Origin of the sequence: Pseudomonas sp. GV105 (assembly GCF_003058185.1) — a bacterium.
Lineage (GTDB): Bacteria > Pseudomonadota > Gammaproteobacteria > Pseudomonadales > Pseudomonadaceae > Aquipseudomonas > Aquipseudomonas veronii.
In genome coordinates this window covers 300547-315277 of the sequence record NZ_QBUF01000006.1, presented here as the reverse complement: position 1 = coordinate 315277, position 14731 = coordinate 300547, and the positions used below count along the sequence as shown (strand labels likewise).

At 58.3% G+C, this 14731-nt stretch carries 12 protein-coding genes; 5 read left to right on the top strand and 7 right to left on the bottom strand.

What is annotated here, in order from left to right; all coding sequences use genetic code 11:
- Window positions 1-102 precede the first annotated feature (102 nt).
- The gene (locus C8K66_RS14150; protein ID WP_108525129.1) at window positions 103-1920 is read left to right on the top strand and encodes a sigma-54-dependent Fis family transcriptional regulator; all 1818 of its coding nucleotides are present in this window, start codon (window positions 103-105) and stop codon (window positions 1918-1920) included.
- 90 nt (window positions 1921-2010) lie between these two features.
- Window positions 2011-2340 (top strand): hypothetical protein, encoded by a 330-nt coding sequence (locus C8K66_RS14145; protein WP_057004397.1) that lies wholly within the window; start codon window positions 2011-2013, stop codon window positions 2338-2340.
- Here C8K66_RS14145 and C8K66_RS14140 read toward each other — a convergent pair.
- From C8K66_RS14140 to C8K66_RS14125, 4 genes are all read right to left on the bottom strand, one after another.
- Window positions 2310-4427 (bottom strand): TonB-dependent receptor domain-containing protein, encoded by a 2118-nt coding sequence (locus tag C8K66_RS14140; protein WP_108525127.1) that lies wholly within the window; start codon window positions 4425-4427, stop codon window positions 2310-2312. The two genes, C8K66_RS14145 and C8K66_RS14140, sit on opposite strands and share 31 nt — an antisense overlap.
- Window positions 4428-4565: 138 nt before the next feature.
- On the bottom strand, window positions 4566-4835 hold the full coding sequence (locus tag C8K66_RS14135; protein WP_017846713.1) for a hypothetical protein: 270 nt from the start codon (window positions 4833-4835) through the stop codon (window positions 4566-4568).
- Window positions 4836-4962: 127 nt separating this feature from the next.
- Entirely contained in the window at window positions 4963-5676 is a 714-nt protein-coding gene (locus C8K66_RS14130) for a hypothetical protein (RefSeq protein WP_017846714.1), read from the bottom strand.
- Between the two features lie 1232 nt (window positions 5677-6908).
- Window positions 6909-8234 (bottom strand): OprD family porin, encoded by a 1326-nt coding sequence (locus C8K66_RS14125; protein WP_108525125.1) that lies wholly within the window; start codon window positions 8232-8234, stop codon window positions 6909-6911.
- 684 nt (window positions 8235-8918) lie between these two features.
- Between C8K66_RS14125 and C8K66_RS14115 the strand changes: the two genes are divergently transcribed.
- On the top strand, window positions 8919-11522 hold the full coding sequence (locus tag C8K66_RS14115; RefSeq protein ID WP_256590919.1) for a cation-translocating P-type ATPase: 2604 nt from the start codon (window positions 8919-8921) through the stop codon (window positions 11520-11522).
- A gap of 371 nt (window positions 11523-11893) precedes the next feature.
- Here C8K66_RS14115 and C8K66_RS30885 read toward each other — a convergent pair whose 3' ends face one another.
- Window positions 11894-12301 (bottom strand): hypothetical protein, encoded by a 408-nt coding sequence (locus C8K66_RS30885; protein WP_158276049.1) that lies wholly within the window; start codon window positions 12299-12301, stop codon window positions 11894-11896.
- A gap of 120 nt (window positions 12302-12421) precedes the next feature.
- Complete coding sequence (locus C8K66_RS14100; RefSeq protein ID WP_081610141.1) at window positions 12422-12880, bottom strand: anti-virulence regulator CigR family protein; 459 nt, start codon at window positions 12878-12880, stop codon at window positions 12422-12424.
- A 592-nt stretch (window positions 12881-13472) separates the two neighbouring features.
- On the opposite strand from C8K66_RS14100, the gene C8K66_RS14095 reads away from it, so the two are divergent.
- Entirely contained in the window at window positions 13473-13748 is a 276-nt protein-coding gene (locus C8K66_RS14095; RefSeq protein ID WP_046385245.1) for a hypothetical protein, read from the top strand.
- Window positions 13749-13970: 222 nt separating this feature from the next.
- A complete protein-coding gene (locus tag C8K66_RS30880; RefSeq protein ID WP_162231504.1) occupies window positions 13971-14111 on the top strand; it encodes a hypothetical protein in 141 nt (46 codons plus the stop codon).
- Window positions 14112-14270: 159 nt separating this feature from the next.
- Here C8K66_RS30880 and C8K66_RS30875 read toward each other — a convergent pair whose 3' ends face one another.
- Entirely contained in the window at window positions 14271-14450 is a 180-nt protein-coding gene (locus C8K66_RS30875; RefSeq protein ID WP_057004404.1) for a hypothetical protein, read from the bottom strand.
- Window positions 14451-14731 lie beyond the last annotated feature (281 nt).

The following is a 14731-nucleotide window of genomic DNA, read 5'->3' as shown; positions in this document are numbered from 1 at the left end:
GTGGGAGGGGCGGTGCGACGATTCGACTTGCCCCCTCCCACATCGACCGGGTGACATCCGTTAGATTGTGCAAGACCCAAAAACAATAAAAAGAAGGTCTCCATGGCCGAACCGCTGACTCACGACACCCTCATCCAGGAGTCCTGGCGCCGCTGCCGCGCATTCGGTCTGGACCACCAGAGCCCACCCAGCTTTGACCAACTGCCCGCCGAGGGCATCAGTCAATTGCTGGAGAGCCAGCATTCCCTGGTACAGACCACCCACCAGGAAGTGTTGCCTTACTACGAGAACATCCTGAGCAACTCCAACTGCCTGATCATGCTGGCCGACAACCAGGGCCAGGTTTTGACGTCGTGGGGCACCCAGCGCTTTATCGACCCCAAGTTGGCCCGTGGTTTCAGCCCCGGCGCCAGCTGGATGGAGCGTTCCAGCGGCACCAATGCCATCGGCACCGCGCTGGCCTGTGCCCAGGCGGTGCATATCGAACACGATGAACACTTCCTCAAGGCTAACCGCTTCATGACCGGTTCGGCGGCGCCGATCTTCGACGCCCAGCGCGAAATCATCGCGGTGCTGGACGTGTCCAGCGACAGCTACCTGCCGCCCTCCCACACCCTGGGCATGGTCAAGATGATGAGCCAGACCGTGGAAAACCGGCTGATCCTCAACCTGTTTCGCGGCGAGCATTTCCAGCTGACCTTCAACACCGGGCTGAACAACCTCGACAGCCAATGGGCGGGCCTGCTGATCTTTGATGAAAGCGGCCAGGTGTTATCGGCCAACCGCCGCGCCGACAACCTGCTGGGCATCAGCCTGTCGCGGGTGATGATCGACCGCTTGTTCAAGGTGTCGATGCTGGAGTTACTGAATCAGCCGGAGGGTTTGCCGTTCTCCTTGCAGGCGGCCGGCCGCAATCGCTTCCAGTGTTTGTTGAAGCGGCCCAAGCAGATGCCGGTACACGCGCGGGTTTTCAGCGAACCGGCACCGCCGCAAGCCGCACCGATCAGCCTCAAGACCCTGCATTTTGGCGATGTGCGCGTGGAAAAAGCCGTGCGCCAGGCCGAGCGCCTGCTGGAAAAGGACATTCCGCTGCTGATCCACGGTGAAACCGGCGTGGGCAAAGAGGTATTCGTCAAAGCCCTGCACCAGGCCAGTTCGCGCAGCCAACAGGCATTTATCGCGGTGAACTGTGCGGCGATTCCCGCTGAGCTGGTGGAATCGGAACTGTTCGGCTACGAAAAAGGCGCCTTCACCGGCGCCAATCAAAAAGGCAGCGTCGGCCTGATCCGCAAGGCCGACAAGGGCACGCTGTTTCTCGACGAGATCGGTGATATGCCACTGCCGACCCAGGCCCGCTTGCTGCGGGTCTTACAGGAACGCTGCGTGCAACCGGTGGGCAGCAGCGAGTTGTTCCCGGTGGATTTGCGCATCATCTCCGCCACCAACCATGTGCTACGCGAGCAGGTGCAGGCCGGGCGCTTCCGTGAGGATTTGTACTACCGCATTGGCGGGCTGACCCTGGAGTTGCCGCCACTGCGCGAGCGCACTGACAAGCGGGCGTTGTTCCAACAACTGTGGCAGCAACACCGCGAACCGAAGCAATGGGCCGGGCTGAGCGCCGAGGTGTTGGCGTTGTTCGAGCAGCACCCGTGGCCGGGCAATTTGCGCCAGGTCAGCAGTGTGTTGCAGGTGGCGTTGGCCATGGCCGAGGAGCAGCCGATCCGCCCGGAGCATCTGCCGGACGACTTCTTCGTCGATCTGAACGTGACGGCGCCGCTGCCCACCAGCGCGCCTCTGGAGGACAGCATCGACCTGACGCGGCGCTTGAAAGCGGCAGGCGGGAATATTTCCCACCTGGCGCGGGAACTCGGCGTGAGCCGCAACACCCTGTACAAGCGCCTGCGCCAAGGCAATGACTGAAACCCGGGCAGCAATCGACCGCTGCCCTCAGGCTTGAAACCGCCTCGCCCGCACGCGACACTGCGCCGCTCCATCACGAGGACACCGCCGATGACCGCAACCGCCGCCACCGTTTCTGCACGGGAGGCTTATCAAGTGCTCAAGGATATGGCCCTGGAAACGCGGGTCATCAGCGCCTGCGCGGCAGCGGATGACACGGTGAGCGTGGAAACCGACGGCTGGCGGATGGTGCTGCTGACCCAAGGTACGGTGCTGGTGGGGTGCCAGCACTGCCGCTCACCCGATGGACGGCATGGCTCATTGGACAGCTGGCAACGCTATGGCACCAACCCAGTGGCATTGATGAGTACGTGGGAGCACGCGCAAGTCGAGCGCCTGTTGTCGGTGTCTCAGCGCCAGCTCCACGACACGCCGGTGTAGATGCCCCGACCGTCCCCGGGCGTGGAGCGGGCGGCGTCCAGGCCCTTGTCGTCATAACCCGGGGTGACGGTGTTGGCGTAGCGGCGGTTGGTCAGGTTGCGCAGGTCGACCCAGGCTTGCCAGTCCTGCTGCGGGGCGTCGTAGCCGAACGTGGCGCCGAGTAAGGTATAGGCCGCCGCGTAGTAGGAATTGGCGTAATCCACCGCCACCCGCGAGGAATGCTCGGTGTTGAGGCTGGTGTAGAAACCGGTCGGATGGCTGTAGCGCAACTGTGCCTGGTAGTAGTGCTTGGGAATGCCCGGCAAGGTGTTGTCGCCGAAGCGGTCGTCGTTGCGGTAGTGGAAGTCGCTGAAGGTGTAAGCCTGGCGCAGGGCGAGCTTACCGCTGCCGCCGCCGTCCCACAGCGGGCTGAGCAGGCTCAGTTCGACACCTTGGTGAACCGTGGGGCTGGCGTTGGCCTCGGCGAGGATCGCGTTGCTGGTGGGGGTCTGGGCCTGGGTTTCAACGGTGAGCAACTCGTGGCGCACTTCCGAGCGGTACAGTGCCAGGTCCCATTGGCCGAACCACGCGTCACCACGGCCGCCGACTTCCAGGGTGGTGGCGGTCTGGTTTTTCAAACTCACGCCTTCGCGTTGCAGGCCGGTGGCCGGGCCGCTGCCCGGCCCGAAGTATTTGTTGGAACCCCAGATCATCGACCAGGCATGCGGCGGCTCGACCGAGCGGCTCAGGTTGCCGTACACCTGCAATTGCGGGGTGAAGTCATAGCGCAGGCCGATGCGCGGCGCATAGTCCCAGTCATGTTGACTGAGCGGCGCCTGGCCGTCGGGATAGGTCACCTGGGTTTCGCGGCGGGTGTAGATCGCGGCCAGGCCGGTGGTCAGCCACAGGTCCGGGACCAGTTCCAGGTCGTTGCCGATATGCAGCACCGTGTCGGAGCCCAGGTAGCTGTAGTCGCGGGTCTTGGTGCCGGGGGCATAGCCTGCGGTATTGCCGACAGGAATTCGCACGTATTCCGACGCGCCATTGTTGGGCATCGCCTGGGTAGTGCGCAGGCCGATCGTGGTTTTACTGTCGTGACCGAACAGGGTGTCCTGGCGAATGTAGTTCAGCGTGCCGCTGATATCGGTGTAGGCGACTTTCAGGCGATTGGTGCCCTCGCGCAGGTCCATCGGGTAGTCGTGATAGGCCAGGCCGACTTCGAGCCGTGCGTTGTCGTCGAGCTGCAACGTGGTCTTGTTGGCGATCCAGGTGGAGCCCGGTTGCAGGCGTTTTGAATCGCGGGCGGCGTTGAGGCTGTTGGCGGCACGCGGATCATGGCTGATCTGGTAGCGCGTGAGCTTGCCTGGCGTGTTGTTGGTGGTTTCGCGGTAGCGCAAGTAAAAGCGCGTCTCCAGGTTCGGGTTGAAACGGTAGCCGAAGTTGGCCGCGACGCCCTTGCCCGTGCCGGCGCTCTGCTGCTGATAGCCGTCGGATTCGGAATCGGTGAGGCTGATGTAATAGTCGGCATCCCCCAGCACCTGGCCCGAACTGATCTCGCGCTGGGCGTAGCCACGGCTGCCCGCTTCGTAGCGCACTTGCAGCTTGGGCGCGTCGTAGCCGGTGTGGGTCACGTAATTGACCGCCCCACCCAGGGCCAGCGCGCCCTGATCAAAACCGTTGGCACCGCGCAGCACCTCGACGCGGCTTTGCCACAAGGGGTCCTTGAGTTCATAGGGCGTACCGCCGGGGCCCGTCAGCGGCAAGCCGTCGAGCGTCTCGTACAACCCGGAAGCATGGGCGCCGGGGCTGCGGTTGAGGCCCGAGCCACGGATCGAGAGTTTGACGCCTTCATTATTCGCCGCCTTGGCGTACACCCCGGCCTGATACTTGAACACGTCCTCGTTGGTGCTCACCCGCCCCTGTTGCACGCTGCCCATGTCGATGTAATTGGTGCCGCCGGGCACGCGCTTGAGCTGCGCCTGCGCCAATTCAGCCGCGCTGGCTTCGCTGGTGGTGACTTCGACCGGCGCCAGTTGCAGGTCCTCGGCCTGCACAAGGGAACTGAGGGTCAGGGCAGCAAAAAGCAGCGGGGGTTGGCGCAGCAACATGGGGCGGGTCCTTGGAATGCGGGGGCGTGAAGGCAAGGCCTCGCACGCGAACTGTGATGGGAAGACCGGGACGCTCGCCAGGTCACGCCTTATTCACGGCGCAGAGCCTTCCCGGCCCCTGAAAAAACTACCTGTCTCCTAGCCCGCGGCGGACGCCAGCGCGCGCATGAAATCATCCGCCTCCGACCCCGCCGGAAAGCGGAACCCGTACATTTCGTCGGTCGTCAGAATGCTGTTGAGGGCGTCGCGAAATTGCGCTTCGGTCGGCGACTCCTGCAGCAGTTTGTGTGCCGGTAACAACAGCTCGGCAGAAACGCCTTGCGCACTCGCGGCGTCAATCACCGCAAACAGGATGAATCGCAGGCGGATTTCGCGATCCGTGGGCCAAACCGTTTTTCGCTTACCCAAGGTAGGGCCTCATATTTAAGAAAAGTCCGAGGCTATTGCCGACAGATGGGCGTTTCAAGCAGTGCAGTGCAAGATAGGGCACTTCCTACAGAGGAAACGGAAACACCGCACTCAACGGTCCTAACGCTCACTGCACCGGCAGAAAATTCATCAGCAACAGGCTTTGCGCGTAATTGACGCCAATGCGTCGGTAGCGCTCATCAAGCATCTGGGTCAGCAGGTCGAGCCGCGCGACGATCTTGCCGAACTCGACGGCGAAACTGAGGTTGCTGCCCTCCTCCGAGATCTCGTTGGAAAACAGCAGCAGCACGCCATTGGCATCCTGACGCTGGCTGAGCAGCCAGGTGGCCTTTTCGATATTGCGCGCCGCGTTGCTGACGAATTGCGGGTTGATCGTGTCAGAGATATAGAACCGGGTGCGCCCGCCATGTGCAGTCACCAGCATGCTGCCAATCGCATAGATAAACGCCCCGACCCGATCGCCGCGAAACTCGGGGCTCAAGGAGTAACTCAGGGCCGCCAGATCGCGACGATCCCCCAGGGCGGGCAGCGGTTGACGGTTTTCGATGGCCGAACGGATTTCCCGCGCCGCGCTCACCGCGTCCAGGTAACCCGACTGCCGCCACTGGTTGGGGTTGCGCAGGTACAGCTTGTTCATCAGCAGATACAGGCTTTGCAGGTTATCGCGCATGCCGAGGGTGGCCATGCGGTCGACGCTGGTCTGGAGAAACTCATCAGGCTTGCCATTGCTGAATTGCCTGGCGATATCGCGCCCCTGTTGCTGGCTGCAGGCGGTGGTGCAGAGCAGAAACACGAGGACGAGCCAGCGCGGGCGGTTCATCCATCGGCAGGTAAGAGGCGGGAACGTATGATCCATCGGCACCAGGTCTAGTTCTTATGTCCACACGCAGTATGAGTATGGCTGGGATAGAGATAGATCCGAAAAATCCGAAAAAGTGCAGGATTGGGCAACAGAAAACCCGGAATGACATGAGAAGCCCCCAGTGCATGTTAATGCGTTTCGCAAAGACACAACTTCGAGCACCCTATGCCGTATCGCGATCGGCAGGATTACCCAATCAGGATCTAGTACCGAGTGGCTTAGTCACAAATACAAAATAAGTGACTTTCAATATTTAAAATCACGCTCTGCAAAGCCCATACGCTGAAATACCGCTTCCTTTCAGACGTCTGCTGTTTAGATTGAAATGGGGACTCTGGCGCTCAACGCCGGTTCAACGACCGAAGTGACGCCGGCATCACCTATCGCTTGAACCAGCAGAAACGAGATTGAATACAATTAACAAAAACATAAAATTGATGAGCCTGCAGCCTGCCAGATCGTTACATCCCTGAGGTATCGGATCTAAACTGCAAAATATACTTAGCTATTTTGAATGAGGTTCCCGATCATGGCGTTCTGTTTTGGTCTATTCGCGCCACATTACCGTTATAAACATTACGTTTTGATCGACAACGACGGTTGCTGTATAGGATTCAAGACCTGCACTCGAAACCCTGGCGCAAAATGGGTTGAAACTGAAGAGATAAACCTGGCCTGGCTGAATAAACCATCTATCAACCGGTGCCCACCGCCCCCTTCAACAGCCCATCTAAAGACATAGAGCAAAAGACATTTTCATTCAAATCTACAGATTGCTTTTGCCTTATCGGCTTTCTTCGCAAACACACTTACCAGTACGCAATCCCTTCACATCAATATCACACTATTTTCACACTCCACGCGATTCAAAACCAACTAAGTTGCTTAAGTATGGGAAGTACTCTCAACTCGTTCTATTGCATTATTTTCACATTAATTGTTAAACAATGATGCTGGTAGCAGACCAGCCGCAATGGGGCAGACCAAAGCGACCTCAGGGTCGGTCGGCACCCGAACCAACACAACCGCGCAACGATCCGCAGGTTCAGGCGCCAAAATCGGCGACCTCAACCTTGCCGTGCAAAGCCCAGACATCAAGCGCTTTATACAAACAAAACGGCCAGTTTCAGCAGAACTGAAACTGGCCGTCAATGCGTTGCGTCTTCCGGGCTTGACCGGCGATCGTCCGCTTAGAAAATCGAGATTGGGTAATCCACGATCAGACGGGTTTCGTTGTAATCCCCTTCCGCCTGATCAGCGTTACCGCGGTGCCAGGCTTGACGCACGCGCATCGACAAGTCTTTGACTGGGCCGCTCTGTACCACGTATTTGGCTTCAAAGTTGGTTTCATGGTGCTTGCCGTCAGCACCATAACCATAGGCACGGTAGGCGCTGCCGACCGGCATGTGCGTGCCGTCGATATTGTCACCGTTGAGGTAGCGCGTCATAAAACTCAGCCCTGGCACGCCATAAGTCGCCATGTTCAAGTCGTAACGGGCCTGCCAGGACTTTTCGCCTGGGCCGTTAAAGTCAGAATATTGAACCGAGTTGGCCAGGAAGATGGAGTCGGCCAGATCACCCGACTTGTTATTACCCACGGCCACATAGTCGAACGGCGTGTCGCCGTGAACCTTCTGGAACGCCAGTGTGACGGTATGAGCACTCAGGAAAGAGTACGCCGCCGCCAACGACCAAGTGGTGTTGTTGATGGAGCCGGCTTTGGACTGGCCGGAGTCGGTGGTGCGGTAGATGTTGAAGTCCAGGTTCAATGATTGATCGGCAGTGAACGGAATCGTGTAGTTGGCATTACCGTAGTATTGATGCCAGACGTCCTTGAGGTCCGAGGCAAACACGCTCATGGACAAGTTATCGGTCAGCGTGTACTTGCCACCGAGGTAGTCAATACTCTTGGCCGGTATGTTGGCATAACCGGCATACAATTCGTGGCTATTGTTGGTCGTGGTCGGACCGTTACTGCTGGTGAAGTGCCCGGCGTCGAGGTTCAACCCTTCAATTTCGCTGCTCAACAGGTTGAAGCCAGTCGCCGTTTGAGGCGTGGCGCGAGTACCCGCCGTGGCCAGGACCGGGTTGTTGGGCTGCAAGTTGCCATAATGCAGTTCAGTTTTGGAGAACCGTGCCTTGATCGACGCGCCTGCACTGCTGAAGTCATTCTCCGGCCGGCCGTTGCTGTCGACCGGCAAGTTGCCAGAGCCTGCATTGCCTTTGCCACCGTCCAACTTTACGCCCCAGTATCCGTAAGCATCCACACCAAAACCGATGGTGCCTTGGGTGAAGCCGGAGGAGAAGTTGCCTTGCATCACCTGCAACCAGTCCTGTTTGTCGCCCGCCGAATTCTTACCGTCACGATCAAAATAAAAGTTGCGAAGCAGCAGGTTCAAACTACTGCCTTCAACAAACCCCTTGGCAGTCGCTTGGTCCTCCACACCCGCGGCTGACGCTAGTTGACTAGCACCCAGCGAGACCGTCAGCGCCACCAAATTCCACTTAAAAGACATTGTTTGTTCCCCTGTTTTTAATAGAGCTGCCTCGTCTCTCAATGCACAGTCAGCAGGATCTCCCCTGAAGTCAGGCGGTCAAAAGCGAAGAGTCATAAGTCGATGGCAGATGAGAAGGTTTCTAAGTCGCAACGCATTGACTGCGCAGCGCAAGGTACCGTTTTATAACGGTTTATTTTTAGTACAGGGCAGAGCCTAAGGTGAAAAACTTATAACACTTTCCCGCCGATGGAATGACCTCGTTTCCCGTGAAAGTAATTTTCCATTTCTGTAACAATTCAGGTTTATACAAGAAAGCCGGACGCGTGAAATGAGCTGGACATCGATGTTTCGCATACATCTAAAGTCCCAACTGCACGATGAAAACGGCACGCTCTGAGCCTGGATATCCGCAAAGGGCCAAACTGATTCAGGCGTTCTTGGGGCTCCCTTATCGAGAGCGGCGAATGCCGCAATATTTAAAGCAACGTTGTGCTAGCGTACCTGTAGGACGGATTACATGATGGTCTTAGACGCATGCCTCGAGGTCGATACGACTACAAGCCTCGAGGCAGGACATCACATCGCTATAGAGCCAGCCTGCAGGTATCGCAGCGCCATGGGGGTACAGAACCTGATGACACACATTGCCCCATTGCCCCCCCTTGATTCGAGTCACGATCACCCACTCATAACGGCCGCGTTGTGAACGCTGAGCTACCTCATTCAGGTTCGCAGGCGCCGCTTGAGGGTTTGTGCGAGGCGCAGGTGCAGCAACGTCTGGCGCAGGACGGGCCGAACGAACTCCCCGCCTCCCGCCGACGCAGCGCCTTGCGCCTGATGTGTGACGTGGCCTTCGAGCCGATGTTTCTCCTGCTGGTCGCGTGCGGCGCTTTGTACATGGTGCTGGGCGATGTCCAGGAAGCCCTGATGTTGCTGGGCTTTGTCTTCGTCGTGATGAGCATCAGCTTTGTCCAACAGCGGCGCAGTGAACGCTCCCTGAATGCGTTGCGGGACCTCTCCAGCCCAAGGGCTAAAGTGCTAAGGGAAGGTAAGGAGTGCAGCGTTCCCTCGCGGGACCTGGTTGTTGGCGATGTTGTAATGCTGGCTGAAGGCGATCGCGTACCCGCTGACCTGCTACTGACAACATGCGCCAACCTATCAATTGATGAGTCCTTGCTGACCGGAGAATCCATGCCAGTCAGCAAGCTGGTCGCGCCGCAGTCTCATACACTTGGTGATCCAGCGCCGCCGCCAACGGATGCGGCCCTAGCGCAGGCATTTTCAGGCACATTGGTCACATGCGGTACCGCCCAGGGACGTGTCACCGCCACAGGCGAGCGCAGTGCGCTGGGCCGGATTGGCCAGTCACTGGCAGACATCGAGGTGGAACCCACCCCGACACAACAGCAAACGCGTCGTGTGGTCAAGCGGGTCGCTGTCATAGGCCTGGCGCTGGCGGCGGCGCTCGCTATCGCTTTCGGGCTGCTGCGCGGTGACTGGCTGCATGGGATGCTGGCGGGCCTGACGCTGGCGATGGCAATCCTACCGGAGGAATTGCCGGTTGTACTGACGCTCTTTCTAGGCCTCGGCGCCTGGCGACTCGCCCGTGAGAAGGTGTTAGCGCGTAGCATCCCTGCCGTCGAATTGCTCGGTGCGACCACCGTCTTATGCGTCGACAAGACCGGTACGCTGACGGCTAACAGAATGACGGTCAGGCGCCTTTGGTCCGAGGAGGCTGAGTATGAAGTCGCCAGAGATGGTACTGACGGCGGCACGCCTTTGCAGGAGGCACTCCATGGTGTGCTTGAGTACGCGGTTCTCGCCAGCCACCGCCATGCTTTCGACCCGATGGAGTCGGCCATCGGCGAGACCGGGCAGAGCCTGCTCGCGCTCACCGAGCACCTCCACGCCGACTGGACGCTGATCGACGACTATCCCTTGTCACCCCAGATGCTGGCAATGTCGCGGGTCTGGCAATCGCCGAATCAACGAGAGCGACTCATTGCTGCAAAGGGAGCGCCCGAGGCAATCGTCGATTTGTGCCATATGGATCCCGTTCGCAGCGCGCGCATTGCGGCTCAGGTGCTGGCGATGGCGGCAGACGGGCTTCGCGTTCTCGGCGTCGCACAGGCGACCTTCGCCGCCGAGGTATTGCCCGGTTTACAGCACGACTTCGACTTCAGGTTTCTAGGATTGGTCGGGCTCGAAGATCCGATTCGTCCAGATGTGCCGCAGGCTATTGCCGAGTGCCGAGCCGCCGGCATCCGTGTGGTGATGATGACGGGCGACCACCCGGCCACAGCGATGTCGGTCGCCAGGCAGGCCGGGCTGGGCACCGATGCGCCGGTGATCACTGGAACCGAACTGTCCACACTGAACGATTCTGAGCTGGCCGCACGACTGATCACGACGCAGATCTTCTGCCGTGTTCAGCCAGAGCAGAAACTGCGCCTGGTACGCGCGTTCCGTGCACAGGGTGATGTCGTCGCCATGACCGGCGACGGTGTCAACGACGCGCCTGCGCTGAAGGCAGCCGATATTGGCGTTGCGATGGGTGCGCGTGGCACCGAGGTCGCACGCGAGGCGGCCGCGCTGGTTTTGCTCAATGATGATTTTGAGTCGTTGGTGACCGCCGTGCGCTATGGCCGCCGCATTTTCGCCAACTTGCGCAAGGCGATTGTGTTTGTGGTGGCCGTACACGTGCCGATCATCGGCCTATCGATGCTTCCAGTGCTTTTCGGCTGGCCGATGGTGCTGATGCCGGCGCACATTTTGTTCTTGCAACTGATCATCGACCCCGCCTGCTCGGTCGTGTTCGAGGCCGAACCGCTTGAGCCGGATGCGATGAAGGCTCCTCCACGTCGAAAGGAGCAACAGTTGTTCGACAGCGCAGTGATGATACGCGGCCTCTGCCAGGGCATTGGCTTACTGATACTGCTTCTCGCGACGTATGCGGGTATGAGGTTCTTTGCGCCGGTAGCGTCTGAGCAAGATGAGCTTGCGAGAACACTGACCTTCGTCGTCCTGGCGCTGGCCAACCTCGCCCTGATCCATACCAATAAGTCATGGGGCCGCACGCGCTGGGTGGGGCCTGGCGCGTTTGGCACCCAGCTCAGTTGGATCGCTTTCGCAACGTTGGCCATGTTGGCGATAGCGCTGTTTTTTCCGCCGGTTACCCAGCTGTTCTCATTCGTGACACCCGCGCCAGTACTGCTACTTTTCGCATTTGGCATCGTCGCGCTGAGCGTAATGTGGTTCGAAGTCGTGAAATGGCTAATACGAATGAGGAGCGAGCATAGCGACTGAGCGAAGCCTTTCGTGCTGATCCCCGAGTTCGCCAGGGGCTGCACATGTCGCAACCCAGGCGAGGTTTGTTCAGCAGTTAATCGCTTAGATTGGCTCCCAGCTTTGGAAAAGCAAACCGGATCAGCAGCGCAACATCGGGTGCTTCGCCCCTCGAGCATTATCGGATAACGCGGCGAGTGGACTCGTCACGTTGGCGAACCTCTTACTCGGGTCAACGCCTTCATAAAAGGTGTACGTCAGGATTCGAACCCTGGAATCGCCAGTAACGTTCACCGGCTTCCAGGAATCCAAAGTAACTTTTTAAAACAATACGTTAGATTCTAATAATTACCGCACCAAGGCACTTTTGAATGCGTTGGAGCCCGCGCCGATCATGGGGCGCATAAGGTTGCAGAAATCATTCCGCCCTCCCCCGCGTGCTGCCGATCGAACACTATCGCCAATAGTCGTAGTGAAACATCCGGGGACCGCTGATAATCTGCGACCACGTTCGCCAGCCGTTTAGGGATGGAGGCGAAAATAGAAGCCCTGGAGCCGCGAACCTCCGGGGCTTTGCTTTTTTGGCGCAGGCTGACACCCAACTCTTCTGGGCATTTTTCCTTTGGCCCTAAATTGTTCAGGGCGCTGGGCGAAATCCCTTTCAGTACCGACATGGCCGAAATCGGAATGGTTGTGATGTGCCTTGATCTTTCCCGATAGACACGTTCGATTGCCCCCCGCCGGATTGTTTGGTTGTCATGGATTTGGTGTGTTTGTGCATTGGCGTAGCCGTGAAGCAAGCCTACGATCAGCCCCTGAGACAGCCGACCTTGCGATTGCTCATGGTCGCGTTTAGCGCGGATACAAAAACGCCCGCGTGGCGGCGGGCGTTTGGCATAGATCGTCGAAGCGTTATCGCCTTAATCGAAGGCGCCGTTGAGGACTTCGTAGATTATGCCGGAAGCAATTGCGACCAGTATCAAGTCCGTGCCTGCCTGCTGCCATTCGTAGCCGTCGTAATGTGGAAGTCTGCCCAGCAATCGACCATCAAGCTTCTTGGCGATGCCTGGAGGAAGAGGCTTCCCTCTGGCGAGGTTCTTTTGTATTCCGGGTGGCAGTGAAGGGCCTGGGCTCCAGTAGTCACGGTAGCCGCCGAGCACTCCCAATACGCTGCCGCGGTCAATGCTTGGCCCGCGAGACCAATCGTCTCCGCTGGGACCTTTCCCCTTATTACCCTGGTTGCCATGACCTTGACCACCTTGTGAGTTGCCTTTTCCATTGCCTTGACCTTTCCCATTGCCAGGGTCTGCGAGTGCAGCCACCGAGCCAACGGCCAAAGTAAGGCAGATAGCAGCTACAAGCGTGCGTGATCTAAACATGACTGTCTTCTCCGGAAGGGAATGCTCCCTGAAATGTAGACGGTATTGAAGGTTTTAGTTCCGTAATACTCATCCCACTCGCTGCATCCGTTAACGGAGCGTGGCACCCAACGATAACCGCCGATTAGGCCCCCTCCAGGTTAAAAAATTGCGGGATCAGGTGCTGCTTTCGATTTCACCAATCGTCGATGCCTTACACCCAGCACTGCCAAACACGTACATACATTCCCCTTGTATTTGATAGCTTAAAGCCATCAAGCGGCATGCCTCATGCGCAGAGCCACCTTGGACAAGACGTGGACGTCTGGCAATCATCACTCATTGGTGAATTGTTTCTATCAGGGAAGAGGATCTGAAGCGGGTGACCGCCACCCCATCCTCCATAGCCAAATGCTCAGGCATGCACGCGCGCCTATGGCTGACCCTGCCCGACCAAAGCGTTAAGCATTGGTGCCTTCCCAGGAATCTGTTTTGCGACCAACAGTCGTTGCCCAGGAGCACCCTCAGGAAATGGATTCCGGAAACCATTCAATAGACGGGGCGAACTCCGAAAAGCCAAACGAGTAGGAACTTAAATATGGAGATTTATAGTATGTCAGCTCAAGAAAACTACGTTGGTGTTGGCGGATGGACTGCTTACCACGAACTGACTCCAAAGGACCATGCTGTATTCAAAGAAGCCTTGGAAGGCTTTGTGGGGGTGCAATACACCCCTGAGACGGTTGCGACCCAGGTCGTCGCTGGCACAAACTATCGCTATCACGCCAAAGCACAGCAGCCTGGTTCGCCAGCAATCTGGGCAGCAATCGTAGAAATCTACGCCCCCCTCAAAGGTAAGCCGCACATCACCCAGATCATCCGCATCTAAGCGCGCTTAACACCCTTCGGGTCACGCGAGGATTGCGGGACTCGAAGGCTGATCGCGCGCCCTTGCTTGCGCTGCGCTTCTGGCTTCTCCCTCCCCTGGAGCCGCAAGCATGACGATTGATGCCCTCCCCGACCTGAATGCGTATCCCACCCCTGAGCGGGCGTTTCGCTATCTGCGACTTATTGCGAGGTGGCCGAGGTTCGTGGGTGCGATGAAGGCTACGTGCCGGACCTCTTCCCCGCCCAGCATTACGGTGACTACCTGATCCTGAACATCGACCTGAAGCCAGGCCGGATCAAGAACTGGAGGAAGCCGGTCGCCACCGACATCGAAAAGATGATCGAGGCGAACCAGGAAAACTGATCAACCAGCGCCGTGTATCGGATATCGCTCAGCCCTCTGTGATGACAGCAGGGTGGTTGCCTTGCCCCTGGCCTTAGCGGATTTTGTCGCGGCGTAGACGGGCAACACTCGGAGGGATTCAAGCGACATCCGATGCGGACGAATTCGCGGCCTATAACGCTATAGGCCGCCACTGATACTCAAGGAATCAGTCATCCCGATCATCACGATCTCGACCGTGATAACGATCATACCCGCGATCATCGTATCGGCGATCGTACCCACGGCCCCGACCTTGGTCATCGTAGCCCTGGTCGTATCTGCGCCCATGATCATCCCCTCTGTAACGATCATGCCCATACCGTCCTCCGTCGTCCCAGATAGGCACGCAACCACCAAGCAGAATAAGACCAGAAATGGCCAAAAGGGTTATTGCTGCGCGCTTCATCTTGAACGTCCTAATTGCTTGAGAGGGTTAATTTTTTGACTGCAAATCAGCCCAATGATTCAGCCGTGCCCGCGAATAAACATCGGCCCGAGCGGCCGCCAGGGCATGATCAATTACACGTCGCTGAGGAGCGTCGCGCCGGGGAAAATTGGCCAGGCCGATCTACCTGAGCGCCATGTGCATCGACGCCCGG